Genomic DNA, 24,352 nt, shown 5'->3' on the forward strand with positions numbered 1-24,352 from the left:
CGGATCCCGCCGCGCGAGGCGTCAGCCGACGATGTGCAGGGGCTCCGTCGGGGGAGTGCCGTGCCGGCGCACCCGCAGCACGCGGAACCCCTTCGCCGTCGCGGCCCGGTGCACGCTGTACCCGGTCGCGAACGTGGCCGCGAGCCAGCGCTGCAGCGAGTCGGATCCGAGATTGCGCTGCACGACGAGCCATGCGTCGCTGCGCTCGTCGAGACGAGGGATCCAGCGTTCGAGCAGACCGTGCAGTTCGCTCTTGCCCACGCGGATCGGCGGGTTGGATCGGATGCCGCGGAAGGACACGTCCTCGGGAACATCGTCGGGCAGCGCGGCGTTGACATTATCGAGCCCGAGTGACAGCGCGTTGCGGCGCACCAGATCGAGGGCTCGCTCGTTGACATCGACGGCCCACACCGTGGCGTGGGGGGAGAGCAGCGCAATCGACAACGCGATGGGACCCCATCCGCATCCGAGGTCCAGGATCTGGCCACCGGGCGGCGGGGGCGGAGTGTTCGCGAGCAGCACCGCGGTTCCGACGTCGACGTGCTCGGGGCTGAAAACTCCACCCGCGGTCGCCACCTCGACATCCCGGCCCGCAAGGGTGACCCTGATGCGACGCAGATTCTCGGGGGATGATGGTGTGGCGCTGAAGTAGTGGTCGCCGCCCATGGGAGCGAGCGTAGCGGAACAGGCGTCGGCGGGGGAGGCTAGGGTTTGGGGATGCTCCTCTGATACCGGCTCCAGCCACCACTCTCGACGAAGACAGATATCAGAAGCATCCGAAAGGCAATACATGACCGATACGACCACACAGCCGAGCGAGACCCCGACCGACCCGGTCGAGCGCGTTCTCGCCCGCGCGGAAGCGCGATCCGGCGTGCGGGTCTTCGGCTCCGACGCGACCCCGACAGACGGTCGCGTGACGGGAGCCGCTCAGGCTCTGCAAGACGAATCGACGGCGGGCGGTGCGAGTGCCGACGGCGACCAGTGGGACCGCGAAGAGCGCGCAGCGCTGCGCCGGGTGCCCGGCCTGTCCACCGAGCTCGAAGACGTCACCGAGGTCGAGTACCGGCAGCTGCGGCTGGAGAACGTCGTGCTGGTGGGGGTCTACCCCCAGGGCGAGCAGGAGGACGCCGAGAACTCGCTCCGCGAGCTGTCGGCTCTCGCCGAGACGGCGGGCGCCGTCGTGCTCGACGGCGTGCTGCAGCGTCGACCGCACCCCGACCCGGCGACCTACATCGGCAGCGGCAAGGCAGGTGAGCTCCGCGATCTCGTGCAGGCCGTCGGAGCCGACACGGTGATCGCCGACACCGAGCTCGCCCCGTCGCAGCGCCGCGCGCTGGAAGACGTGGTGAAGGTCAAGGTCATCGACCGCACGACCGTCATCCTCGACATCTTCAGCCAGCACGCGAAGAGCCGCGAGGGCAAGGCGCAGGTCGAGCTCGCGCAGCTCGAGTACCTGCTCCCGCGCCTGCGCGGATGGGGTGACTCCATGAGCCGCCAAGCCGGTGGCCAGGTCGGTGCCGGCGGTGCGGGCATGGGCTCGCGCGGACCGGGTGAGACGAAGATCGAGCTCGATCGCCGCCGCATCCGCACGCGCATGGCCATCCTTCGCCGGCAGATCCGCGAATTCGGACCGTCCCGCGAGGCCAAGCGCGCCGAGCGCAAGCGCCACACCATTCCCTCCGTGGCGATCGCGGGATACACGAACGCCGGCAAGTCCAGCCTGCTGAACCGCCTCACGAGCGCGGGGGTCATGGTCGAGAACGCGCTGTTCGCGACCCTGGATGCGACGGTGCGCCGGTCGGAGACGGCGGACGGCCGCACCTTCACGCTGACCGACACCGTCGGCTTCGTGCGCAACCTGCCGCACCAGCTCGTCGAGGCATTCCGCTCGACGCTCGAGGAGGTGGCCGGGGCCGATGTGATCCTGCACGTCGTCGACGCCGCGCATCCGGATCCGGCGAGCCAGCTGCAGACGGTGCGCGACGTGATGGCGGATGTCGGGGCACGCGGATCGCGCGAGATCGTGGTGTTCAACAAGGCCGACCTCGTCGACGACGACACGCGGATGGTGCTGCGAGGGCTCGAGCCCGACGCGCTCTTCGTGTCCTCACGCACGGGCGAGGGCATCGACGCTCTGCGCGAGGCGGTCGAGGCCGCCCTGCCGCTGCCGGCGGTCGAGGTGCGCGCCCTGGTGCCGTACGACCGGGGCGACCTCATCTCGGCGGCACACGACTCCGGGCACATCCTCTCCGCCGTGCACGAAGAGGGCGGCACCGCCCTGCACGCGCACGTGTCGGAGCGGCTCGCCGCGGAGCTCAAGCAGTACCGGGTGTAACCGCCCGGCGGCCAGCGGCCGGCATCCCGTTCTTCAGCGCGGATGCCGGCCGCTTCGTCGTTCGCCGGCGGGCACGAACTTCGGAAGATCTCACCATCGTCGGCCGATTCATGCCGTATGGGCCGAAAGCCGTGACATTCTCCGAAGTCGGTGCACGGCGCCCTTCCCGTTCCTGAGCCCGCGGAGCCAGGCGCGGGGCCCGCCGGTCAGTCCAGCGGCAGGGCCGGCACGCCGGGAGTCTCGAAGCCGAGCACCTGGCCGAGGAAGCTCAGCTCCGACTCGAAGGCGTTCTCGATCGTCTCCGCTCGCCGGAACCCGTGGCCCTCGCCCGCGTACTCGATGTAGGCGTGCCGCACGCCGTTGGCCGCGAGGGCATCGCGGATGGCGAGGGATTGCGCCGGCGGCACCACGGGGTCATCCGCGCCCTGCAGGATCAGTACGGGCACGCGCAGCCGGTCCGCATGCGTGAGAGGCGACCGCTCGATGTAGACGTCCTCGGCCTCGGGCAGCGGACCGACGAGGCGATCGAGATAGCGTGCCTCGAAGTCGTGGGTGTCCGCGGCGAGGGCGCGGAGATCGGCGACGCCGTACCGGCTGATGCCGGCGGCGAAGACATCCGTGTTCGCGAGCGCGCACAGCACCGTCCAGCCTCCGGCCGAAGCGCCCTTGATGGCCAGCCGCCGCCCATCCGCCCGCCCGTCCTCCGCGAGCCCCCGCGCGGCCGCCGCGACATCCTCGACATCGACCACGCCCCACTGCCCGTTCAGGCGCTCCCGGTAGCGGCGTCCGTAGCCGGTGGAGCCTCCGTAGTTCACGTCCAGCACGCCGATCCCGCGGCTGGTGAAGAAGGCGACGGCCGCGGATGCCTCGCCCGACACGGAAGTGGTCGGCCCGCCGTGCACCAGCACGAGGTAGGGCGGCCGTTCATCATCGGGCTCGGTCACGTCCGGGTTGGTCGGCGGATAGTCGAACGCGTGCACCTCGCCCGACGGGCCTTCGAACGTGACCGGTCGCGAGGGCGGCAGCCACTCGGGGTCGATCCCCGCGCCTCCGCGCAGCGGCACGAGGGACGCCGGGTCATCCACGTCCAGCAGCCAGAGCCCGCCCGGCACGCGGGAGCCGCCGCCCGTCAGCAGCACCCGGGTGCCGCGCGCGTCGCGCAGCAGCAGCGAGCCGGACAGCGGGACGCCGAGAGTGCGCGTTCCGGTGGGCTCGAGGACCACCAGATCGTCGCGCCCGTTGGTGCGGACGGCGACGATCCGCCCGTCCTCCAGCGTCAGGAACCAGCGGAGCCCGAGGTTCCACAGCGGTCCGCCCGTGTCGGCATCCGGGGTGGCGAGCGGCTCCACCTTCCCGGCGAGGCGCCCCTCCAGCTGCAGCCGCTGCAGGTTCCAGCGACCGTGGGGATCGGCCAGGAACGTGAGTTCGTCCGGTCCCGTCCACTCGGGCTGCAGCGCGGAGACGCCGTTTCCCCCGGCGACGACCACGCTGTCCGCGACGGCGCCATCGGGCATCAGCCGGCCGACGGAAAGGGCCGCCGCATCCCACGGCATGTCCGGGTGATTCCACGAGAGCCAGGCGAACCGAGCGCCCCGTGCCGAGGGATAGGCCACGAAGTCCGTCCCGCCGACCACCCGCGTCAGGGCTTCGGCGCGATCGGCGGCCGAGCCGTCGAGCGGCACGATCACGATGTCGCGGACCGGTGCGGCGCCATCGGTGTGCGTCTCGCGCACCGCGAAGAGCCGCCCGTCGGCGGCGGTGAGGTCGGCGAAGCGCATGCCCGCGTCGGCGGGGGTCAGGGGTTCCGGCGTGCCACCGAGCCGCTGCAGCCACACCCGCTGGTCGGAGTGCTCGACGAACACCAGATCGTCGGGGCCGATGCTCGTCCATGCGCCGCCGCCGTACTCCTGCACGCGCGACCGCGCGCTCCACGGGGCGGGGAGAAGAAGCTCCACCCGGGCATCCGATGGACCGTAGGACGCTCGACGGAAGACCGCGGTGCGGCCGCGCTCGGCGGGTACCCCCTCGCTCCACCACACGTCCTCGCCGACGAATCGCGCACCGTCGATCCGCGGCGAGGCGATGGCGACATCGGCCGCCGCGATCGGAGAGGGCCACGAACCATACGTGAGCGTCTGGGGCACCACCCCAGGCTAGGGGGCCGGAACACGGCGCCGGCGAAACACAGCGACACATCCGTGAAAGCGGGTGCCGAGTTCCCCTACCGTGGTCCCATCGTTGCCCGGTAGTCCAGGGCATGGTGCGACAGCCGAGCCCGGCACCCGCCCGCGATCCCCGGCGTCTCCAGCGCCGGTCGCGGCCGTCCGGCCTTCACCGTCCATCGACCCGAGGGGGAGCGATGCCCTTCGAGACCCGCAGTCCGTCAGCGGTGCCTTTCTCGTTCGAGCTGTACCCGCCGCGCTCCGACGCGAGCGAGGCGCAGCTCCACTCGACGATCGGCCGGCTGGCGGATGCCGGTGCCCAGTTCATCTCCGTGACCTACGGTGCAGGAGGCTCCACCGGCGGCCGCTCGCTCGAGGTGCTCCGCTACATCCGCGAACACACGTCCGTCGAGCCGATGGCCCACCTGACGTGCGTCGGAAACAGCTACGCGGGCGCCGCGGCCCTCATCCGCGAGTTCCTGGACGCCGGCATCGAGAACTTCCTCGCGCTTCGCGGCGACCCGCCGGCCGGCGCCTTCGACGGCGCTTCCTCCCTGGGCGACCTCGAAAGCGCCGCGCAGCTGACCCAGCTCATCCAGCGGGTGCAGGCGGAGCGCGCCCCGTACACCGAGGCGGTCGTGCCGGGTCTGCCCCGTGCGGCCACGGTCGCGCCCCGGCGCAAGGTGCGCATCGCGGTCGCTGCCTTTCCGAACGGGCATCCGCGGTCACGGCACCCCGGGGAGGACGTCGACGCCCTCGTGGCCAAGCAGGCGGCGGGCGCGACGCTCGCCATCACTCAGCTGTTCTTCCACGCCGACGACTACCTGTCCTTCGTCGAGCGCGCACGCCGCGCGGGGGTGGTCATCCCGATCTTGCCCGGCATCATGCCGATCACCTCGCCGAACCGCCTCCGCCGCGTGCTCGAGCTCTCCGGCGAGCCGCTTCCCAGCGAGCTGGCGATAGCGCTCGAGATCGAACCGACCGTCCACGGCCGCAACCGGATCGGCATCGAGGCCGCGGCGCGCCTGACCCGCGAGGTCGTCGCGGGAGGCGCCCCGGGCGTCCACCTCTACGCCTTCAATCAGCACGAAACCGTCCTCTCCGTCCTCGCCGAGGCCGGGATCACCACCCCGGCCGGCACACCCGCCGACCACCGCCTCGTTCCCATCCAGTGAAGGAAACTCCCATGACCGCATTCCCCACCGGCACGATCCTCGGGTACCCGCGCATCGGCCGCCGCCGCGAGCTGAAGCACGCCGTCGAGTCCTTCTGGGCCGGCCGCATCGATGAGGCGGCCCTCGAGGCGACGGCGTCCGAGCTGCGATCGGGGACGAGGGAGCGCCTCGCGGCCCTCGGTCTTGCCCGCGAGGACTCCTCGATCCCGGAGTCCTTCTCCTACTACGACCAGGTGCTCGACGCCGCCCTCGCGGTCGGCGCGCTTCCCGAGCGCTTCGAGCACCTCCGTTCGACGGATGGGACCATCGGGCTGCCCGCGTACTTCACCGCCGCGCGCGGCGAGGGCGAGCTGGCGCCGCTGGAGATGACCAAGTGGTTCGACTCCAACTACCACTACCTCGTGCCCGAGATCGGTCCCGAGACGGTCTTCTCCCTCTCGAGCGACCGGCTCGTGCGCGATGTCGCCGAGGCGCGGGCGGAGGGCTTCACCACGCGGCCGGTCGTGGTCGGCCCGGTGACGCTGCTGGCCCTGTCGAAGGCATCGGATGCGGCGCCGGAGGGCTTCGCGCCGCTGAGCCGGCTCGATGACCTGCTTCCCGTGTACGCCGAACTGCTCGCCCGGCTCGCCGAGGCCGGTGCCGAGTGGGTGCAGCTGGATGAGCCGGCGCTCGTCAGCGAGTCGTTGCCGGTGGATGCCGCGACGCTGACGGATGCCGCGGTTCGGGCGTACGCCGTGCTCGGTGCGGCCGAGAGCCGCCCCGCGATCTTCGTCGCCGCACCCTATGCCGACCTCGGCGCCGGCTTCGCCGCGCTGGCGGCCGCGCCGATCGAGGCGCTCGGTCTGGATCTCGTTCGCGGCGACGTTCCCGCGGGCGTTCCGGGGCTCGAAGGCAAGACTCTCGTCGGCGGGGTCATCGACGGGCACAACATCTGGCGGGGCGACCTCGGTGCCGCCTTCGACCGGCTCGAGGCGCTGCGCGGTCTGGGTGCGACGGTGTCGGCATCCACATCCACCTCTCTGCTGCACGTGCCGCACGACGTCTCGGAAGAGACCGATCTCGATGCGCGGCTGGCGTCGTGGCTCGCCTTCGCCGACCAGAAGGTGGCCCAGGTGGCCGCGCTGGCCCTCGGGCTCGCCGAGGGCCGCGACGCGATCGCGGGCGAGATCGCCCAGGCGTCCGCCGCGCTCGCCGATCGCCTCGACGCCCCAGGCGTGCGCGATGGCTCCGTGCGCGCGCGTGCGGCCGCGTTGTCGCCGCTGGACTTCGACCGCGGCGACTACGCCGAGCGCCAGGCCGCACAGGCGGAAGCACTCGACCTCCCGGTGCTCCCCACGACGACCATCGGATCTTTCCCGCAGACCGCCGACATCCGCCGCGCGCGGGCGCGCCACGCCAAGGGCGAGCTGAGCACCGAGGAGTACGAGGAGTTCCTGCGCGTCGAGATCTGCACCGTCATCGGCCTGCAGGAGGAGCTGGGGCTGGACGTGCTGGTGCACGGTGAGCCGGAGCGCAACGACATGGTGCAGTACTTCGCCGAGAACCTCGACGGCTTCGCGGTCACGCGTCACGGGTGGGTCCAGTCCTACGGCTCGCGTGCGACGCGCCCGTCGATCCTCTGGGGCGACGTGTCGCGTCCGGCGCCGATCACGGTCGGGTGGTCCGCCTTTGCGCAGTCGCTCACCGAGAAGCCGGTGAAGGGGATGCTGACCGGCCCGGTCACGATCCTTGCGTGGTCCTTCGTCCGCGACGACCAGCCCCTCGGCGACACGGCGAACCAGGTGGCGCTCGCCCTGCGGGACGAGATCGCCGACCTCGAGGCGGCCGGCATCGGCATCATCCAGGTCGACGAGCCCGCGCTGCGCGAACTCCTGCCGCTGAAGAAGGACGACCAGCCCGCGTACCTGGACTGGTCGGTGGGCTCGTTCCGCCTCGCGACCGCCGGTGCTGCGCCCGCCACGCAGGTGCACACGCACCTCTGCTACTCGGAGTTCGGCGTCGTCATCGACGCGATCGCCGGCCTCGACGCCGACGTGACATCGATCGAAGCCGCCCGCAGCCGCATGGAGGTGGTGACGGATGTCGCCCGCTCCGGCTTCGACCACGCCGTGGGCCCCGGGGTCTACGACATCCACTCGCCGCGGGTGCCCTCGGTCGACGAGGTGACAGATCTGCTCTCGCGCGCTCTGGCCGAGATCCCGGAGCGGCAGCTGTGGGTCAATCCCGATTGCGGGCTGAAGACGCGGGGGTACGCCGAGACCACTGCGTCGCTCAACAACATCGTCGAGGCCGCGCTGCGGGTGCGCGAGGGCGTGCCCGTCTCCTGACCTCCATACGAGAACGGCCGCCGCGCCCAGCGCGGCGGCCGTTCCCGTCGTCCGGTCAGACGGCGCGCAGCACGGCCACGACCTTGCCGAGCACCGTCGCCTCGTCGCCGAGGATGGGCTCGAACGCCGAGTTGCGCGGCAGCAGCCACGTGTGGCCGTCGCGCCGGCGGAACGTCTTGACGGTCGCCTCATCGTCGAGCATGGCGGCGACGATGTCGCCGTTCTCCGCGTTCGGCTGAGAACGCACCACGACCCAGTCCCCGTCGCAGATCGCGGCATCGATCATCGACTCGCCGCTGACCCGCAGCATGAAGAGCTCACCCTTGCCGACGAGCTGACGGGGGAGCGGGAAGATCTCCTCCACCTGCTGCTCGGCCGTGATGGGCACGCCGGCGGCGATGCGCCCCACGAGCGGCACCATCGCGGCGTCGCCCACCGACGGTCCGCTGTCGGCCGGGTTCTCCGTGGCGCTGCCCGGCAGATCGATCAGGACCTCCATCGCGCGCGTCTTGCCCGCGTCACGCCGCAGGTAGCCGCTCAACTCCAGCTGGTTCAGCTGGTGGGTGACGCTGGAAAGGGACTTGAGGCCCACCGCGTCACCGATCTCGCGCATGCTGGGCGGATAGCCCTGCCGGGCGATGGAGCGCTGGATGACCTCGAGGATCGCCAGCTGTTTGTCGCTGAGGCTCTTGCGCCGCCGCGTCTGGGGCTTCTCGCGGACGGTCGAGGTCGCCCCGGCCTCATCGCCGATGCTGTCGCTCGCGTCGCTCATGCGTGCTCCTTGTCTGCCGTTCGAAGAGGCCGCTCTTCGAATGTCGGTGGTTCCTGATGTTCTCTGTCTATCGAAACGGTATCCGAAAAAAGCCCGTCAAGCAGAGATTTGTTCGAGCGTGTCGCGCCTGGAACGGCATCCGATTCGAAGACCCGCTTGACAGCGTAGAACATCGAAGATAAATTCGGAACGTAGGTTCGTATCCGGCCCTCCCGGCCGAGAGTCGGATACGAAACTACGCCAACCTCGGAAGGACCCGCCATGACCACGGTCACCGCACCCGCCGGCATCCGCCACGCGATCGTCTCGGCTCCGGTGTCCCGCGCAGGGCAGACGCCCACTGCCCGCCTCCGCCTCACCGTGCGCGGCCGTCGTGTGCTCGCCGTCCTCGCGGCCACGCCGGCGGCTCTGGGGCTCGGCCTCGCCATCGTCGCCGGAGGCTCCGCCATCGCGGCCCGCGACGACGCGGCACCGTCTACGGCGTTCGAGATGGTCACGGTGACGAGCGGCGACACGCTGTGGTCGCTGGCGCAAGACGTCGCCCCGGCCGCCGACCCCCGGGATGTCGTCGACGCGATCGCGAGGCTCAACGCCCTCGACGGGGTCACGATCACCCCGGGCCAGCGCCTTGCCATCCCCGCCGAGTACGCCACCGACTGACGCCGGGCGGCTCGTCGCACCCTCCGCACCGAGCCGACAGCCGCGACCCGCGCTCTAGCATGGAGTGGTGAGTGTGAGTCTCGATGATCTGCCCCTGCGCGAGGAATTGCGGGGGAAGGTCCCGTATGGCGCCCCGCAGGCCCCGCTCCCTATCGCGCTGAACGTCAACGAGAACACGCATCCGGTGCCGGAAGAGGTCGCCGACGACATCCTCGACTCGATCGCCCTCGCGCTGCGCGAGGTGAACCGCTACCCGGACCGCGAATTCGTCGCGCTGCGAGAGAGCTTCGCGGACTATCTCGGGCACGGCGTCACCGCAGATCAGGTCTGGGCGGCCAACGGCTCCAACGAGGTGCTGCAACATGTCCTCCAGGCCTTCGCCGGTCCCGGCCGCACAGCGTTCGGCTTCGAGCCGACGTACTCCATGTATCCGCTGCTCGCGCGCGGCACCGGCGCCACCTGGATCGGCGGTTCCCGCGAGCCGGACTTCACGGTCACGCCCGATGATGCGGCATCCCAGGTCGCCGACGCGGCACCCGACGTCGTCTTCCTCTGCGCGCCGAACAACCCGACCGGCACTCCGATGCGGCTCGATGTGATCGAGGCGGTGTACGACGCCACGGACGGCATCGTGGTCGTCGACGAGGCCTACCAGGAGTTCGCGCCGCGCGAGGAACGGTCGGCGCTGACCCTCCTTCCCGATCGCCCGCGGCTCGTGGTCTCGCGGACGATGAGCAAGGCGTTCGCCTTCGCCGGAGCCCGTGTGGGGTATCTCGCCGCGGACGCGGCGCTGGTGGACGCGCTGCGCCTCGTGCGGCTGCCGTACCACCTCAGCGCGCTGACGCAGGCGGCGGCGCTCGCGGCGCTTCGCCACGCCCCCGTCATGCTGCGCATGGTGGATGAGATCGTGTCGCAGCGCGACCGGATGTCGGCGACCCTCGAAGCACTCGGCTACCGGGCCTATGAATCGTGGAGCAACTTCGTGCTGTTCGGGGGCGTCGATGACCCCGCCGCCACATGGCAGGGTCTCTACGACCAGGGTGTGCTGATCCGCGACATCGGGATACCCGGATGTCTGCGCGTCACCGCCGGCACCGAGGAGGAGACCACCGCGTTCCTCGAAGCACTCGCGTCGATAGACTCCCCAGCATGACCACAGCCCGCACCGCACGTCGCACCCGGGCCACCAGCGAGTCCACCGTCGAGCTCGAGCTGAACCTCGACGGCACGGGCAAGAGCCACATCGACACGACCGTCCCGTTCTTCGATCACATGCTCACGGCCTTCGCCAAGCACTCGCTGACGGACCTCACCGTCCGCGCCTCCGGTGACACCGACATCGACGTGCACCACACCGTCGAGGACGTGGCGATCGTGCTCGGCCAGGCGATCCGGGAGGCTCTCGGAGACAAGGCCGGCATCTCCCGCTACGGCGATGCGCTCGTCCCGCTGGATGAGGCGCTGGCGCAGGCCGTCGTGGACATCAGCGGTCGGCCGTACCTCGTGCACACCGGCGAGCCGGAGGGCTTCGAGCACCACCTGATCGGCGGTCACTTCACGGGGTCGCTCGTTCGCCACACCTTCGAGGCCATCGCGTTCAACGCGGCGCTGACCGTTCACGTCCGCGTGCTGTCGGGCCGGGACCCGCACCACATCGCCGAGGCGGAATACAAGGCGTTCGCTCGCGCGTTCCGTCAGGCGAAGGCCCTCGACCCTCTGGTGGAGGGCGTGCCCAGCACCAAGGGAGCACTGTGACTGAGGGAGCACTGTGACGACGGAGCAGACCCGGCCGGATGCCGCGACCAGGCCGCTCGTGGCGGTGCTGGACTACGGATCAGGCAACGTGCACTCGGCGGTGAAGGCGCTCGAGGCCGCGGGCGCGGACGTGCGACTGACCAAGGACCGCGGCCTCGTGATGGAGGCGGACGGCCTGGTCGTGCCGGGGGTCGGCGCCTACCGCGCCGTGATGGACGCGCTCCGAGTGAGCCGCGGAAACGAACTGATCGACCGCCGTCTGGCCGGCGGCCAGCCGGTGCTCGGCATCTGCGTCGGCATGCAGGTGCTGTTCGAGATGGGCGTGGAGCGCGGTGTCGACACCGAGGGCATGGGGGAGTGGCCCGGAGTGGTCACCGAACTCGATGCCCCCGTGCTGCCGCACATGGGCTGGAACACCGTCGAACCCGAGGAGGGCTCCCGCCTCTTCCGGGGCATCGAGGACGAGCGGTTCTACTTCGTTCACTCGTTCGGCGCCCAGAAGTGGCTGCTCGACGCGCAGCGGCCGTTCCGGCCGGCGGTGCTCACCTGGTCGACGTATGGATCCCCCTTCCTCGCCGCCGTGGAGAACGGTCCTCTGTCGGCGACGCAGTTCCACCCGGAGAAGTCCGGCGCTGCCGGCATCCGGCTTCTCGCCAATTGGATCGACGGACTGCGCAAGGGCTAGTGTCTAACTTCGTGCCACCAGTGGAGGGCACCCGTCCCCACGACACGCACGAGGAGCCATGAACGATTTCGCGTCAACGCCCGAGCTGACCCTCCTTCCCGCGGTGGACATCGCGCGGGGAAAGGCCGTCCGGCTCACGCAGGGCGAAGCCGGCAGCGAGACGAATTACGGCGACCCGGTCGATGCGGCCACCGACTTCGCTCGCCAGGGCGCGAAGTGGATCCACCTCGTCGATCTCGACGCGGCGTTCGGCCGGGGCAGCAACGCGGCGGTCCTCCGCCGCGTGATCAAGCAGGTCAGAGGCGTGTCCATCGAGTTATCGGGCGGCATCCGCGACGACGCGACCCTCGAGGCGGCGCTCGAGAGCGGGGCGGCGCGCATCAACCTCGGCACGGCGGCGCTGGAGAATCCGGAGTGGGCGGCCGATGTGATCGCGCGCTACGGGGAGGCCATCGCGGTCGGGCTCGACGTGCGCGGCACGACGCTCGCGGCGCGCGGCTGGACGCAGGAGGGCGGCGACCTCTGGACGGTGCTCGACCGCCTCGAAGCCGCAGGATGCAGTCGCTACGTCGTCACCGACGTCGCCAAGGACGGTACGCTGCAGGGTCCCAACCTCGAACTGCTGCGCGATGTCACGGCGCGCACGCCCAAGCCGGTGGTCGCGTCCGGCGGAGTTTCGAGCCTCGATGACATCGCGGCGCTCCGCGACCTCGTGCCGCTCGGCGTCGAGGGAGCGATCATCGGCAAGGCGCTCTACGCCGGCGCCTTCACGCTCGCCGAGGCACTGGATGTCGCGGCCGGCTGATCCGGATGGCTTCCCCGCCGACTCCGCGGGCGTCCCGTGGGCCGGCCGGTCCTTCGAGCCCAACGAGCACGCCGCCGACGACGGGTCGGCCCCTCCCGCCTTCCTCGACGCCCTGGCCCGGTTCCGCGCCGGCGAGGCCGGACCCGAAGCCGTCGTCGAGTCCCTGCGGGATGCGCGCCTGCTGATGCCCCTCGTGGCGGAGCTGGGCGAGTCGGGAACCGGCACGAACGGGCACACCGCCGACAAGTCGCAGGAGCTCTCCATCGTGACGGTCGCCGCGCCGGACGGACGAACGGTGCTGCCGGCTTTCAGCGACGTCGCCGCAATGGCGCGGTGGGATCCCGCGGCCCGGCCCATCCCGACACCGGTGCGGCGCATTGCGCTCGCGGCGGCCGACGAGGGCACGGACCTCGTGGTGGTCGACCCCGGCTCCGACACCGAATTCATCGTCCGCCGCCCGGCCGTGTGGGCGATCGCCCGCGGGATCCCCTGGGAGCCGAGCTACTCGTCTCCGGAGGTGTTCTCTGCCCTCACCGCGTCGGTCGCATCGGAGCTGGCCGTCCTCGACCTGTCCGTCGCGGCGGGCGATCCTCAGTCGCGCCTGCGCGGGCCCGAACTCGTCGTCCGGCTGGAGCTCATGGCGGGCCTCGAGCGCGCGGAGCTCGACGGAGTGCTCGCGCGGCTGGCTCGGCGATGGGCCGCCGATGACCGGATCGCGGTACTCGTAGACTCCCTCACGGTCACGCTCGTATCAGGAGACCCGCTGTCGCGCTCCTGAGCCGTCTCAGGTGACGGGACCGGTCCACTTCTCGCCGGGTCCCTTGCCGATGGGGTCGGGGATGACCGACGCCTCGCGGAACGCGAGCTGCACGGACCGCAGCCCGTCGCGCAGGGAGCGCGCATGCATGTCGCTGACCTCGGGCGCGGCCGCGGTGATGAGGCCCGCCAGGGCGTTGATGAGCTTGCGCGCTTCGTCGAGGTCGATCTGCGCATCGGGGTCGTCGGCGAGCCCGACCTTCACCGCGGCGGCGCTGAGCAGGTGCACTGCGGCCGTGGTGATGACCTCGACGGCCGGTACGTCGGCGATGTCGCGTGTGGCGGATGCCGCGGCCTGTTCGCGCTCCTCCCACTGGGCCTGGCGCGCGTCATCCTCGCTCGCATCGCTCTCGGGAGGGCCGTCTGGGACTGGAATCGTGCTCACGCGCTGCTCTCTGCTAGACTTGGGCGGGCTCCGGAGCGTTCTGCTCCGGCTCGAAAGAGGATTCACATCCCACCCGCGCTTGCCGTTCCAGGCTACCGGGTCACAGCACTCCGCCTCCGCGCCGCCAGCGCAGGGGTAGCAAGGGTGCAGGCGCTGCACGTGCCGGGTGGACTGTGATCCGAATTCGCCCGTGACACGAATCCTCGCGTCGCGGCGGCCGAATCCGCACAAAGAGGAGTTCCGCATCAGCGATCCCCGCACCAATGACCGCATCCGCGTGCCGGAGGTCCGACTCGTCGGCCCGGCAGGCGAGCAGATCGGCGTCGTCCGCATCGAGGTCGCCCTTCGTCTTGCCCAGGAAGCAGACCTCGATCTCGTCGAGGTCGCTCCCAACTCGAAGCCTCCCGTCGTCAAGATCATGGACTACGGGAAGTTCAAGTACGAGGCAGCGCAGAAGGCCAAGGAGGCCCGACGCAACCAGGCGAACACGGTCCTCAAGGAGGTCCGGTTCCGTCTGAAGATCGACCAGCACGACTACGAGACCAAGCGCAAGCGCGCCGAGGGCTTCCTCCAGGCGGGCGACAAGGTGAAGGCCATGATCCTGTTCCGCGGCCGCGAGCAGTCGCGCCCCGAGCAGGGCGTCCGCCTCCTCCGCAAGTTCGCAGAAGAGGTCGCCGAGTTCGGCACAGTGGAGTCGAACCCCACGATCGACGGTCGCAACATGGTCATGGTCGTCGCGCCGCACAAAAACAAGTCCGAGGTCAAGACCGAGCAGAACGCGGTCCGGGCTGCCAACAAGGAGGCCGCACGCAGCGAGCGCAGGCCCGCCACGGATTCGGCGCCGGCCCTCGACGAGGCACCCGCGCTCAGCGAGCCCGTCGCAGCGGCTCAGCCGCAGGCGGCAGCACCGGCCACGGCACCCGCCGTAGCGGCCGAGCAGGTTGCCGCGACACCGGCGAAGCCCGCGGCGGCCGAGCAGGTTGCCGCGACACCGGCGAAGCCCGCGGCGGCCGCGCAGGCAGCATCCGCGCCGGCGGCACCCGCGACGCCCCCGGCGACCGCCCCGGCGACGCCCCCGGCGACCGGCCCGGCAGCACCGGCGAAGCCCGCAGCGGCGGCAGCCCCGAAGCCGGCGGCACCCGCGAAGCCCGCAGCACCGGCCAAGCCGGCCGCACCGGCGAAGCCCGCAGCATCACCCGCGAAGCCCGCGGCGCCGAAGCCCACACCGGGCAAGCCCGCCGCACCGGCGCGAAGCACAGACACACCTGCTCCGGCATCCGCCGAGTAGGACAGCAGACTCCCGCTCGTCGGGCAGCACACACAACGAAGCCCCGTAGGGCCCCAGCAAAGGAAACACGGAAGATGCCGAAGCAGAAGACCCACTCGGGTGCCAAGAAGCGCTTCAAGATCACCGGCAGCGGAAAGCTCAAGAAGCAGCAGGCCGGAATGCGCCACAACCTCGAGGGGAAGTCGAGCCGCCGTACACGTCGCCTGAACCAGGACCAGGTTCTGTCCAAGGCCGACACCAAGGTCGCCAAGAAGCTCCTCGGCCGCTGACGCGCCCGAGACACGATAGGAAAATGAGAAATGGCTAGAGTCAAGCGGGCCGTAAACGCCCACAAGAAGCGTCGCGTCATCCTCGAGCGTGCCTCCGGTTACCGGGGTCAGCGTTCGCGCCTGTACCGCAAGGCGAAGGAGCAGGTCACCCACTCCCTCGTCTACGCATACCGCGACCGTCGCAAGCGCAAGGGCGACTTCCGCCGCCTGTGGATCCAGCGCATCAACGCCGCGAGCCGCCAGAACGGCCTGACGTACAACCGCTTCATCCAGGGCCTCGGCCTCGCGGGTGTGCAGGTCGACCGTCGCATGCTGGCGGAGCTCGCCGTGCACGAGCCGGCCACGTTCGCGTCGCTGGTCGCCACGGCGAAGGCGGCGCTGCCCGCCGACACGTCGGCCCCCAAGGCCACCGCGTAGTCGCATCATCGTCGTTCGGGGCGCCCTCCTTCGGGAGGGCGCCCCTTTCGTGTGCCCGCGCGTCTTTGTGGGGCTCCGCCCCACACCCCCGGCTTGCTGGCGCGCGCCCGCCCCTAGACTGAGCGCGTGCTCGAAAACCCTCGATCTCCGCGCGTGCGTGCGGTCGCGAAGCTCACCAAGCGCAGCGCGCGCCACGAGACCGGGCTCTATCTGCTCGAGGGTCCGCAGGCCGTGCGCGAGGCCCTGTCGTACGTGCCCGAAAGCGTCGTCGAGCTCTTCGCCACGCCGACCGCCGTGGAGCGGCATCCGGATCTGAGGTCCGCCGCGGGGGCCGCCGGGGTGGACATCGACTTCGCCACCGAAGCGGTGCTCGACGCCATGGCCGATACCGTCACCCCGCAGGGCGTGATCGCCGTCGCGCGCCAGACTCCGACATCCGTCAGGGACATCTTGGCGGGGTCGCCGAAGCTCATCGCGATCTGCGAGGAGGTACGGGATCCCGGCAACCTCGGCACCATCATCAGGGCAGCGGATGCCGCCGGCGCCGACGGCGTCGTGCTCACCGGCCGCACCGTCGACCCCTACAACCCGAAGGTCGTGCGTGCCACGACCGGCTCGCTCTTCCACCTTCCGGTCTCGGTCGGGGGCGAGCTCGACCAGATCATCGACCGGGCTCGCTCCGCCGGACTGCAGGTCATCGCCGCCGACGTCAAGGGCGACGATCTGCTTGCTGCCCGCGCCGAAGGCGTGCTGTCCCGACCGACGGCCTGGCTGTTCGGCAATGAGGCGCGAGGGCTGGATGACGAGAGCCTGGCGCTCGCGGATCGCGCGCTGCGGCTGCCGATCTTCGGTCGCGCCGAATCGCTGAATCTCGCCACCGCCGCCAGCGTGTGCCTCTACGAAACGGCGTTCGCGCAGCGCGAGCGCTCCTGACGCGGTCACATTCCGCAACTGTTACGTTCCGGTAAAGACACCGGCAACCTCCTGCGGGCGCGCCATCCGCCTCCTATGGTGAGGGCATGGCTCAAAGCGCGACCGCCACACCCCTCGTCGTGATGAAAGACGTGCAGAAGCACTACGGGGACTTCCAGGCCCTGACCGATATCGACCTCACCGTCAACAGCGGCGAGGTCGTGGTCGTGATCGGCCCATCCGGCTCGGGCAAGTCCACGCTCTGCCGGACGATCAACCGCCTCGAGACCATCACCAGCGGAACCATCACGATCGACGGCAAGGAACTGCCGAAGGAGGGCAAGGGCCTCGCCGAGCTCCGCGCCGACGTGGGCATGGTGTTCCAGTCGTTCAACCTCTTCGCGCACCTCACGATCCTGCAGAACGTGACGCTCGGGCCCATGAAGGTCCGCAAGCTCAAGCGGGCCGATGCCGAACGTCAGGCGCAGGTTCTGCTCGACCGCGTCGGCGTCGGGCACCAGGCATCCAAGCTGCCCGCTCAGCTCAGCGGCGGACAGCAGCAGCGCGTCGCGATCGCCCGGGCGCTGGCCATGAACCCGAAGGTCATGCTCTTCGACGAGCCGACCAGCGCGCTCGATCCGGAGATGATCAACGAGGTGCTGGATGTCATGGTCGGTCTCGCCCGTGATGGCATGACGATGATCGTCGTTACGCACGAGATGGGATTCGCTCGGAAGGCGGCCGACCGCGTCGTCTTCATGTCGGACGGACTCATCCTCGAAGAGCAGACCCCCGACGGCTTCTTCACGACGCCTCGCACGGATCGCGCCAAGGACTTCCTTTCCAAGCTCATCACCCACTGAGGCGCTGCGCGTCGGCACGGCCGCGCGCGGTGAGCCGTCGAACCCGCTCACTTGAGAGACGCAACACAAGGAGGAATCACATGCGAAAGTCACGAATCGTCGCAGGAGCCGCATTCGCGGTGACGGCGGCGCTCATGCTGTCGGCGTGCAACAGCGGCACACCCGGCGCGGCCCCCAGCGACGACGGCGGAGATACCGGAGAAGAGACCACCAGCGAGGCGCTCTGGGAGGTCTCGACGGACGTGTCCCTCGAGGGCAGCCCGACGTACGACGCCATGGTGGAGCGCGACGGCGTCGTGGTCGGCGTCAAGAACGACCAGCCGGGTCTGGGCATCGAGGACGCCACGACCGGCGAACGCTCCGGCTTCGACGTGGACATCGCCCGCTGGATCGCGGCGTCGCTCGGGTTCAGCGAGGACCAGATCGAGTACGTCACCATCCCGTCCGCGAACCGCGAGCAGGCGATCGTGAACGGCGACATCGACTACTACGTCGGCACGTACTCGATCACCGACTCCCGCAAGGAGCAGATCGACTTCGCCGGCCCGTACTTCGAGACCGGTCAGGGCCTGCTCGTGGCCGCGGACGACGACTCCATCAACGGCCCCGACGACCTCGAGGGCAAGGTCGTCTGCTCCGTCACCGGTTCGACGCCTCTGCAGCGGATCCGAGACGAGTACAACCCGGGCGAGACCGTCGAGTACGAGACGTACTCGCAGTGCGTCGAGCAGCTGAAGAACGGACAGGTCGACGCCATCACGACCGACCAGGCGATCCTGGCCGGCTACGTCGCGCAGGAGCCCGACGCCCTGAAGATCGTCGGAGAGCCCTTCAGCGAGGAGCGCTACGGCGTCGGACTCGCCAAGGGCGACACGGCCCTGAAGGATCACATCAACACCCTGCTCACGGACGGCGGCGATGTCTGGACCGCCCTCTTCGAAGAGCACCTCGCCCCGGCCGGCATCGAGGCGACGCAGCCCGCTGTAGACGAGTGATCGTCCTCCGGGAGCGGCGGCTTCGGCCCGCCGCTCCCGGAGCACTTCCCCCGAAACGAGAGGATGAGCCATGGGCGTGATCAGCGACAACGCCGACATCTGGCTGGAAGGCCTGTACGGCACGCTCGTGCTCTTCGTGTGCGGGGGACTGCTCGCCCTGATCCTCGGCATCATCGTCGGCGCGATGCGGGTCTCGCCCGTACCGATCGCCCGGACGATGGGAACGCTGTACGTCAACATCATCCGCAATACGCCGCTGACGCTGGTGTTCTTCGGATTCGTGTTCGCGCTGCCGCCTCTCCTGCAGATGAGGATCAACCCGCTGATCCTGGCCATCAGCGCCCTGGGCATCTACACCGCGACGTACGTTGCGGAGACGATCCGCTCCGGTATCAACACCGTCCCCGTGGGTCAGGCGGAGGCGGCTCGGGCGATCGGCATGACCTTCGGCCAGGTGATGTCGCTCGTGGTCATGCCGCAGGCCTTCCGCTCGGTCATCCCTCCCATGATGAGCGTGTTCATCGCCCTGCTGAAGAACACGACGGTGGCGGCAGGCTTCTCGGTCATCAACCTCGGATCGGTGCGCAACTACCTGAGCGAGCGCGGCGAGAACCAGATGGTCGTGATCCTCTGGGTGATGGTGTCCTTCGTCGCCCTCGTGCTCCTGCTGTCATGGGCGCAGCGCACCCTGGAGAACCGATGGAGGGTGGCGCGATGACTTCCGTGCTCTACGACGTGCCCGGTCCGCGGGCGATCGTCCGCAACCGAGTGCTCGGCGTCGTCACCGTGGTGGTGGTCGCCGCCATCGTGGGCTTCTTCGTGTGGCGCCTGGCCGTGACGGGCCAGTTCTCCGCCGAGAAGTGGGCCGCTTTCACGTACACGAACGTGTGGCTGCAGATCGGTCTCGCCACGCTTCGCACCCTGGCGGCATTCGCGGTGGCCGGCATCGGGGCGCTCATCCTCGGATTCGCTCTGGCGATCGGCCGGATGTCTGACCACGCCTGGATCCGCACGCCGGTGACGGCGATCGTGGAGTTCCTGCGGGCGGTCCCCGTGCTGATCTTCATGTTCCTGCTGTACTACGGCCTGCCCGTCATCGGCGTGAAGATGGCGCCGTACTGGGCGGTCGTCATCGCACTCGTGCTCTACAACGGATCGGTGCTCGCCGAGGTCATCCGGGCGGGCGTCGAGTCGCTGCCCCGTGGGCAGAAGGAGGCCGGGTACGCCATCGGGCTCCGCAAATCGGGTGTCATGCGACTCGTGCTGCTGCCACAGGCGATCCGCGCCATGCTCCCCGTGATCATCGCCCAGCTGGTCGTCACGCTCAAGGACACCGCCCTCGGCTTCATCATCACGTACCCCGAGCTGCTGTTCTACGCCCGCTACCTCGGATCGCAGTCGCAGCTGGACTCGCCGATCGTTCCGGCGACCATCGTGATCGGGTCGATCTACATCGGACTGTGCCTCATCCTGTCGCTCATCGCGAACCAGGTGGAAAGGCGAACGCGTCGCTCGCCGAAGGTCCCGCGAGACCCGCGTCAGAAGGACGGCACGGACACCCAGCTCATCATCACGCAGGTCGAGGACGGCACGCTCAACACGGGCAGGGCCACCGTCTGACCGGGCGCCGCCTGCGCCCCCGCTGAACGGGACGCGGCACAGCCGTCGGTAGACTCGACTCTCGTGTCCGACGTACCCGAAATCACACCAGAAGCGGTGGATGCCGCCGCCGAGGCCGCGCTCGCCGCGGTCGCCGCGGCATCCGATTCCTCGGCGCTGAAGGCCGCGCGCTCCGCACACGCGGGGGAGGGATCGCCGCTCGCCGCTCTGAACGCTCAGTTGCGCAATGTCGCCCCGCAGAACAAGGCCGCGTTCGGAAAGCTCGTGGGTCAGGCCCGAGGGCGGGTCGGCCAGGCGATCGCCGCCCGGGAGGCCGAGCTCGTCGAGGCCGAGACCGCAGCCCGCCTCGAGGCCGAGCGGATCGACGTCACGGCGCTGCCTTCCCGCGCGCGCCTCGGGGCGCGGCATCCGCTCACTCTTCTCCAGGAGGAGGTCAGCGACATCTTCGTCGGCATGGGCTGGGAGATCGCGGAGGGCCCCGAACTCGAGCACGAGTGGTTCAACTTCGACGCGCTGAATTTCGACGCCGACCACCCCGCGCGGCAGATGCAGGACACCTTCTTCGTCGACCCGCCGGAGCGCCACCTCGTGATGCGCACCCACACGAGCCCCGTGCAGGTGCGCTCACTGCTCGCGCGGGAGCTGCCGGTGTACGTGCTCTGCCCCGGTCGCGTGTACCGCACCGATGAGTTCGACGCGACGCACCTCCCGGTCTTCAGCCAGTTCGAGGGCATCGTGGTCGACAAGGGCATCACGATGGCGCACCTCAGGGGAACCCTGGATCACGCGGCGCGCGTGCTCTTCGGACCGGAGGCCAAGACGCGCTTCCGCGCGAACTTCTTCCCCTTCACCGAGCCGAGCGCCGAGCTCGATCTCTGGCACCCCACCTTCAAGGGCGGAGCCCGCTGGATCGAGTGGGGAGGCTGCGGCATGATCAACCCCAACGTGCTGCGCGCGGCGGGCATCGATCCGGAGGAGTACTCCGGCTTCGCGTTCGGGATGGGGATCGAGCGGACCCTGATGTTCCGCTCCGACGTGCAGGACATGCGCGATATGGCAGAGGGCGACATCCGCTTCTCGCAGCAGTTCGGGATGGTGGTCTGATGCGCGTCCCCCTGTCGTGGCTGCGTGAGTACGTGGATGTCCCCGCCGAGGCGACCCCGGAAGACGTGCTTGCGGCACTCGTGTCGGTCGGCTTCGAGGAGGAGGACGTCCACAGGTTCGAGCTGCAGGGCCCCATCGTCGTGGGCGAGGTTCTGGAGTTCACCGAGGAGCCGCAGTCCAACGGCAAGACGATCCGCTGGTGCCAGGTGCGCGTGGCGCCCGACGGCGAAACGGCCGCGGATGGTGGCCCGGCCGTGCACGGGATCGTGTGCGGTGCGCTCAACTTCTTCGAGGGCGACAAGGTCGTGGTGACGCTCCCGGGTGCGGTGCTGCCCGGTCCCTTCCCGATCGCCGCACGCAAGACCTACGGGCACGTCTCCGATGGCATGATCGCCTCGGCGAAGGAGCTCGGGCTTGGCAGCGAGCACTCGGGCATCCTGCGCCTCGCCGAGCTCGGCGTCGACGCACCCGTCGGCACCGACGCCATCTCGCTGCTGGGGCTCGACGACGTCGCGGTCGAGATCAACGTGACGCCGGACCGCGGCTACGCGCTGTCGATCCGCGGCGTCGCGCGGGAGTACTCGCACGCCACGGGCGCGCCGTTCCGCGACCCCGGCGCCGACGCCCCGGAGTGGACGGCGAGCGGCTTCCCGCTCGCGATCCTCGACGAGGCCCCGATCCGCGGCCGGGTCGGTGCGACCGGGTTCGCCGTGCGGGCCGTCTTCGATGTGGATGCCTCACGCCCCACCCCGCCCTGGATGATCACGCGCCTGACCCTCGCCGGCATCCGCTCGATCTCGGTGCTGGTCGACATCACGAACTACGTGATGCTCGAACTGGGCAACCCGATCCACGGATACGACCTCGACAAGCTGAACGGCGGCATCACGGTGCGCCGCGCACAGCACGGCGAGAAGCTCGAGACCCTCGACGGTCAGGTGCGGGTGCTCGATCGCGAAGACCTGCTGATCACCGACGGATCGGGACCGATCGGCCTCGCGGGCGTCATGGGCGGTGGCACGACCGAGATCGGCGACGGTACGCGCAACGTGCTCGTCGAGGCGGCGACCTTCGACCAGATCTCGATCGCACGCACCGCGCGGCGGCACAAGCTCCCATCGGAGGCGTCGCGCCGGTTCGAGCGCGGTGTCGATCCGCTGGTGGCCGCGGCGGCCGCCGACCGAGTCGTGCAGCTGATGGTCGCCTACGCGGGCGGGACCGCGTCCGACCTCGGGGCCATGATCGTCGAGCCGTTCGTGGCGCCAGAGATCCCGCTCCGGGCTGACTTCGTGTCGGGCCTCATCGGAGTGGAGTACTCGGATGCCGAGGTGCGCGAAGCGCTCGAATTGATCGGATGCCGGGTGCTCGATGCCGAGGGAGGGTGGGTCGTAACCCCGCCGAGCTGGCGCCCGGATCTCACCGACAAGTGGACGCTCGCGGAGGAGGTCGCCCGCATCGAGGGCTACGACCGCATCCCGTCCGTGCTGCCGACGCCGCCCTCCGGCCGGGGGCTGACCCCGGCGCAGCAGGGACGCCGGCGGGTCTCCAACGCCCTCGCGGCAGCCGGTTTCGTCGAGACGCCCTCGTTCCCGTTCACGACCGAGGAGCAGAACGACCTGCACGGCTCGGCGACGGGAGAGCACCTGCCGAGCATCCGGCTGGCCAACCCGCTCGACGGGCAGGCTCCGTACCTCCGCCGCTCTCTCGTGCAGGGGCTGCTGCAGGCGGCGCACCGCAACGTGGCGCGCGGGCTGACCGACCTGTCGCTGTTCGAGGTGGGCACCGTGTTCCTGCCCGAACCGGGGGTCGTCTACGGCACCGACTCGGTGCCGCCCCTCGCCGTGCGACCGGATGCCGCGACCCTCGCCGCGCTCGACGCGTCGATCCCGCCGCAGCGCCGACACGTCGGTCTGCTGCTCGTGGGCAACACGGTGCCGAAGCAGCCGGACGTAGCCCCCGTGCCCGCGGGCCTGGCGGACGCGCTGGACGGCGTGCGGACCATCGCTCTCGCGGCCGGCGTCGAGCTCACGGTGGCGCAGGGCGAGCGTGCGGCGCTGCACCCGGGCCGGACCGCGGTGCTCGCGGTGCCCGGCGACTCCCCGACCGTGGTGGGCTACGCCGGTGAGCTCCTGCCGGCGGTGGCGGAGGCCGCCGACCTCCCGGGCCGGGTGATCGTGGCCGAGCTGGATCTCGACCTCCTCCTGAGGCTTGCGGGCGAGAAGGTCGTGGCCGCATCGCTGTCGGGCTTCCCCGCCGCGACGCAGGACGTCTCGCTGGTGGTGCCGATCGGTGTCGCCGCCGGCGACGTTCGCGCCGCCCTCGAGGAGGGCGCAGGGCAGCTCCTGGAGTCGCTGCGCCTCGTCGACGACTACCGGGGAACCGGCATCCCGGATGGTTCGAAGAGCCTCACGTTCGCGCTCCGTTTCCGGGCGCCGGATCGCACGCTCACCGCCGCCGAGGCGACGGACTCGAAGCTCGCGGGCGTCGCGCTCGCCGCGGAGCGCTTCGGCGCCACGCTCCGCGAGTAGTCCCCGGCTGCGGCCTGTTCTGGGGTCGCTGAGCTTGCTCTCGGTCCCTGAGCTTGCTCTCGGTCCCTGAGCTTGTCGAAGGGTCGACGGGGCGACGCCTCGACAGGCTCGGCGGCCGGACTTCAGGTCACTGCCCTCTCCGGTCCCTGAGCTTGCTCTCGGTCCCTGAGCTTGCTTTCGGTCCCTGAGCTTGTCGAAGGGTCGTTCGCGGTCCGGTCTCTGAGCTTGCTCTCGGTCCCTGAGCTTGTCGAAGGGTCGAGGGTGCGACGCCTCGACATTCTCGGCGGCCGGGCTTCAGGTCACTGCACTGTCCGGTCCCTGAGCTTGCTCTCGGTCCCTGAGCTTGTCGAAGGGTCGAGAGTGCGACGCCTCGACAGGCTCGGCGGCCGGGCTTCAGGTCACTGCACTGTCCGGTCCCTGAGCTTGTCGAAGGGTCGAGAGTGCGACGCCTCGACAGGCTCGGCGGTCAGCACGTT

The 24,352-nt window shown here is 70.1% G+C and carries 23 protein-coding genes; 19 read left to right on the forward strand and 4 right to left on the reverse strand.

The window, feature by feature from the left end:
- Positions 1-21: 21 nt before the first annotated feature.
- On the reverse strand, positions 22-666 hold the full coding sequence (locus tag ACLQ2Q_RS02500) for a class I SAM-dependent methyltransferase (protein ID WP_425817603.1): 645 nt from the start codon (positions 664-666) through the stop codon (positions 22-24).
- Between the two features lie 124 nt (positions 667-790).
- Here ACLQ2Q_RS02500 and hflX point away from each other — a divergent pair, with 124 nt between their 5' ends.
- Positions 791-2,338 carry a GTPase HflX gene (gene hflX / locus ACLQ2Q_RS02505; protein WP_425817605.1) on the forward strand — a complete coding sequence of 516 codons (1,548 nt, stop codon included), beginning with the start codon at positions 791-793 and terminating at the stop codon, positions 2,336-2,338.
- A 206-nt stretch (positions 2,339-2,544) separates the two neighbouring features.
- Here hflX and ACLQ2Q_RS02510 read toward each other — a convergent pair whose 3' ends face one another.
- Positions 2,545-4,482 (reverse strand): alpha/beta hydrolase family protein, encoded by a 1,938-nt coding sequence (locus tag ACLQ2Q_RS02510; RefSeq protein WP_425817607.1) that lies wholly within the window; start codon positions 4,480-4,482, stop codon positions 2,545-2,547.
- Positions 4,483-4,697: 215 nt separating this feature from the next.
- Between ACLQ2Q_RS02510 and ACLQ2Q_RS02515 the strand changes: the two genes are divergently transcribed.
- Both ACLQ2Q_RS02515 and metE read left to right on the forward strand, forming a co-directional pair.
- On the forward strand, positions 4,698-5,675 hold the full coding sequence (locus ACLQ2Q_RS02515; protein WP_425817609.1) for a methylenetetrahydrofolate reductase: 978 nt from the start codon (positions 4,698-4,700) through the stop codon (positions 5,673-5,675).
- A gap of 11 nt (positions 5,676-5,686) precedes the next feature.
- A complete protein-coding gene (metE, locus tag ACLQ2Q_RS02520; protein ID WP_425817611.1) occupies positions 5,687-8,002 on the forward strand; it encodes a 5-methyltetrahydropteroyltriglutamate--homocysteine S-methyltransferase in 2,316 nt (771 codons plus the stop codon).
- Positions 8,003-8,057: 55 nt separating this feature from the next.
- Here the strand turns inward: metE and lexA are convergent, their stop codons facing one another.
- The gene (gene lexA / locus ACLQ2Q_RS02525) at positions 8,058-8,774 is read right to left on the reverse strand and encodes a transcriptional repressor LexA (protein WP_425817613.1); all 717 of its coding nucleotides are present in this window, start codon (positions 8,772-8,774) and stop codon (positions 8,058-8,060) included.
- Between the two features lie 261 nt (positions 8,775-9,035).
- On the opposite strand from lexA, the gene ACLQ2Q_RS02530 reads away from it, so the two are divergent.
- The 6 genes from ACLQ2Q_RS02530 (at position 9,036) to ACLQ2Q_RS02555 (ending at position 13,457) form a co-directional block, all read left to right on the forward strand.
- Positions 9,036-9,434, forward strand: a complete 399-nt coding sequence (locus tag ACLQ2Q_RS02530) for a LysM peptidoglycan-binding domain-containing protein (RefSeq protein WP_425817615.1) — start codon at positions 9,036-9,038, stop codon at positions 9,432-9,434.
- A gap of 67 nt (positions 9,435-9,501) precedes the next feature.
- Positions 9,502-10,587: a histidinol-phosphate transaminase gene (locus ACLQ2Q_RS02535; RefSeq protein ID WP_425817617.1), complete on the forward strand. Its 1,086-nt coding sequence runs from the start codon at positions 9,502-9,504 to the stop codon at positions 10,585-10,587.
- Entirely contained in the window at positions 10,584-11,189 is a 606-nt protein-coding gene (hisB, locus tag ACLQ2Q_RS02540) for an imidazoleglycerol-phosphate dehydratase HisB (RefSeq protein ID WP_425817619.1), read from the forward strand. The genes ACLQ2Q_RS02535 and hisB overlap by 4 nt, the downstream gene beginning before the upstream one ends.
- A 13-nt stretch (positions 11,190-11,202) precedes the next feature.
- Positions 11,203-11,874: an imidazole glycerol phosphate synthase subunit HisH gene (hisH, locus tag ACLQ2Q_RS02545; protein WP_425817621.1), complete on the forward strand. Its 672-nt coding sequence runs from the start codon at positions 11,203-11,205 to the stop codon at positions 11,872-11,874.
- A gap of 58 nt (positions 11,875-11,932) precedes the next feature.
- Positions 11,933-12,679, forward strand: a complete 747-nt coding sequence (priA, locus tag ACLQ2Q_RS02550; protein ID WP_425817623.1) for a bifunctional 1-(5-phosphoribosyl)-5-((5-phosphoribosylamino)methylideneamino)imidazole-4-carboxamide isomerase/phosphoribosylanthranilate isomerase PriA — start codon at positions 11,933-11,935, stop codon at positions 12,677-12,679.
- Entirely contained in the window at positions 12,663-13,457 is a 795-nt protein-coding gene (locus ACLQ2Q_RS02555) for an SseB family protein (protein WP_425817625.1), read from the forward strand. Before priA ends, ACLQ2Q_RS02555 begins: the two co-directional genes overlap by 17 nt.
- Before the next feature lie 6 nt (positions 13,458-13,463).
- Here the strand turns inward: ACLQ2Q_RS02555 and ACLQ2Q_RS02560 are convergent, their stop codons facing one another.
- Positions 13,464-13,880, reverse strand: a complete 417-nt coding sequence (locus ACLQ2Q_RS02560; RefSeq protein WP_425817627.1) for a DUF1844 domain-containing protein — start codon at positions 13,878-13,880, stop codon at positions 13,464-13,466.
- A gap of 190 nt (positions 13,881-14,070) precedes the next feature.
- On the opposite strand from ACLQ2Q_RS02560, the gene infC reads away from it, so the two are divergent.
- From infC to pheT, 10 genes are all read left to right on the forward strand, one after another.
- Positions 14,071-15,168, forward strand: coding sequence for a translation initiation factor IF-3 (gene infC, locus ACLQ2Q_RS02565; protein WP_425817629.1), 1,098 nt, complete (start codon positions 14,071-14,073; stop codon positions 15,166-15,168).
- Between the two features lie 74 nt (positions 15,169-15,242).
- The gene (gene rpmI / locus ACLQ2Q_RS02570; protein WP_036301881.1) at positions 15,243-15,437 is read left to right on the forward strand and encodes a 50S ribosomal protein L35; all 195 of its coding nucleotides are present in this window, start codon (positions 15,243-15,245) and stop codon (positions 15,435-15,437) included.
- Between the two features lie 30 nt (positions 15,438-15,467).
- Positions 15,468-15,854 carry a 50S ribosomal protein L20 gene (gene rplT, locus ACLQ2Q_RS02575; protein WP_425817632.1) on the forward strand — a complete coding sequence of 129 codons (387 nt, stop codon included), beginning with the start codon at positions 15,468-15,470 and terminating at the stop codon, positions 15,852-15,854.
- 126 nt (positions 15,855-15,980) lie between these two features.
- Positions 15,981-16,787, forward strand: coding sequence for a TrmH family RNA methyltransferase (locus tag ACLQ2Q_RS02580; RefSeq protein ID WP_425817634.1), 807 nt, complete (start codon positions 15,981-15,983; stop codon positions 16,785-16,787).
- 86 nt (positions 16,788-16,873) lie between these two features.
- Positions 16,874-17,629 carry an amino acid ABC transporter ATP-binding protein gene (locus tag ACLQ2Q_RS02585; protein ID WP_425817636.1) on the forward strand — a complete coding sequence of 252 codons (756 nt, stop codon included), beginning with the start codon at positions 16,874-16,876 and terminating at the stop codon, positions 17,627-17,629.
- An 80-nt stretch (positions 17,630-17,709) separates the two neighbouring features.
- Complete coding sequence (locus ACLQ2Q_RS02590) at positions 17,710-18,624, forward strand: glutamate ABC transporter substrate-binding protein (RefSeq protein WP_425817638.1); 915 nt, start codon at positions 17,710-17,712, stop codon at positions 18,622-18,624.
- A 70-nt stretch (positions 18,625-18,694) separates the two neighbouring features.
- Positions 18,695-19,342 (forward strand): amino acid ABC transporter permease, encoded by a 648-nt coding sequence (locus ACLQ2Q_RS02595; protein ID WP_425817640.1) that lies wholly within the window; start codon positions 18,695-18,697, stop codon positions 19,340-19,342.
- Positions 19,339-20,244 (forward strand): amino acid ABC transporter permease, encoded by a 906-nt coding sequence (locus ACLQ2Q_RS02600; protein WP_425817642.1) that lies wholly within the window; start codon positions 19,339-19,341, stop codon positions 20,242-20,244. The genes ACLQ2Q_RS02595 and ACLQ2Q_RS02600 overlap by 4 nt, the downstream gene beginning before the upstream one ends.
- A 63-nt stretch (positions 20,245-20,307) precedes the next feature.
- Complete coding sequence (gene pheS, locus ACLQ2Q_RS02605) at positions 20,308-21,348, forward strand: phenylalanine--tRNA ligase subunit alpha (RefSeq protein WP_425817644.1); 1,041 nt, start codon at positions 20,308-20,310, stop codon at positions 21,346-21,348.
- The gene (pheT, locus tag ACLQ2Q_RS02610; protein ID WP_425817646.1) at positions 21,348-23,876 is read left to right on the forward strand and encodes a phenylalanine--tRNA ligase subunit beta; all 2,529 of its coding nucleotides are present in this window, start codon (positions 21,348-21,350) and stop codon (positions 23,874-23,876) included. The genes pheS and pheT overlap by 1 nt, the downstream gene beginning before the upstream one ends.
- Positions 23,877-24,352: the final 476 nt, after the last annotated feature.

The organism is Microbacterium sp. DT81.1 (assembly GCF_049844955.1).
In the GTDB taxonomy this organism is placed as follows: Bacteria; Actinomycetota; Actinomycetes; order Actinomycetales; family Microbacteriaceae; genus Microbacterium.

What these genes read in the sequence shown, in the direction of transcription:
- ACLQ2Q_RS02500 (WP_425817603.1), bottom strand. Translation starts at nt 666, where the DNA reads ATGGGCGGCGACCACTACTTCAGCGCCACACCATCATCCCCCGAGAAT.
- hflX (WP_425817605.1), top strand. Translation starts at nt 791, where the DNA reads ATGACCGATACGACCACACAGCCGAGCGAGACCCCGACCGACCCGGTC.
- ACLQ2Q_RS02515 (WP_425817609.1), top strand. Translation starts at nt 4,698, where the DNA reads ATGCCCTTCGAGACCCGCAGTCCGTCAGCGGTGCCTTTCTCGTTCGAG.
- metE (WP_425817611.1), top strand. Translation starts at nt 5,687, where the DNA reads ATGACCGCATTCCCCACCGGCACGATCCTCGGGTACCCGCGCATCGGC.
- lexA (WP_425817613.1), bottom strand. Translation starts at nt 8,774, where the DNA reads ATGAGCGACGCGAGCGACAGCATCGGCGATGAGGCCGGGGCGACCTCG.
- ACLQ2Q_RS02530 (WP_425817615.1), top strand. Translation starts at nt 9,036, where the DNA reads ATGACCACGGTCACCGCACCCGCCGGCATCCGCCACGCGATCGTCTCG.
- hisB (WP_425817619.1), top strand. Translation starts at nt 10,584, where the DNA reads ATGACCACAGCCCGCACCGCACGTCGCACCCGGGCCACCAGCGAGTCC.
- priA (WP_425817623.1), top strand. Translation starts at nt 11,933, where the DNA reads ATGAACGATTTCGCGTCAACGCCCGAGCTGACCCTCCTTCCCGCGGTG.
- ACLQ2Q_RS02555 (WP_425817625.1), top strand. Translation starts at nt 12,663, where the DNA reads ATGTCGCGGCCGGCTGATCCGGATGGCTTCCCCGCCGACTCCGCGGGC.
- rpmI (WP_036301881.1), top strand. Translation starts at nt 15,243, where the DNA reads ATGCCGAAGCAGAAGACCCACTCGGGTGCCAAGAAGCGCTTCAAGATC.
- rplT (WP_425817632.1), top strand. Translation starts at nt 15,468, where the DNA reads ATGGCTAGAGTCAAGCGGGCCGTAAACGCCCACAAGAAGCGTCGCGTC.
- ACLQ2Q_RS02585 (WP_425817636.1), top strand. Translation starts at nt 16,874, where the DNA reads ATGGCTCAAAGCGCGACCGCCACACCCCTCGTCGTGATGAAAGACGTG.
- ACLQ2Q_RS02590 (WP_425817638.1), top strand. Translation starts at nt 17,710, where the DNA reads ATGCGAAAGTCACGAATCGTCGCAGGAGCCGCATTCGCGGTGACGGCG.
- ACLQ2Q_RS02595 (WP_425817640.1), top strand. Translation starts at nt 18,695, where the DNA reads ATGGGCGTGATCAGCGACAACGCCGACATCTGGCTGGAAGGCCTGTAC.
- ACLQ2Q_RS02600 (WP_425817642.1), top strand. Translation starts at nt 19,339, where the DNA reads ATGACTTCCGTGCTCTACGACGTGCCCGGTCCGCGGGCGATCGTCCGC.
- pheT (WP_425817646.1), top strand. Translation starts at nt 21,348, where the DNA reads ATGCGCGTCCCCCTGTCGTGGCTGCGTGAGTACGTGGATGTCCCCGCC.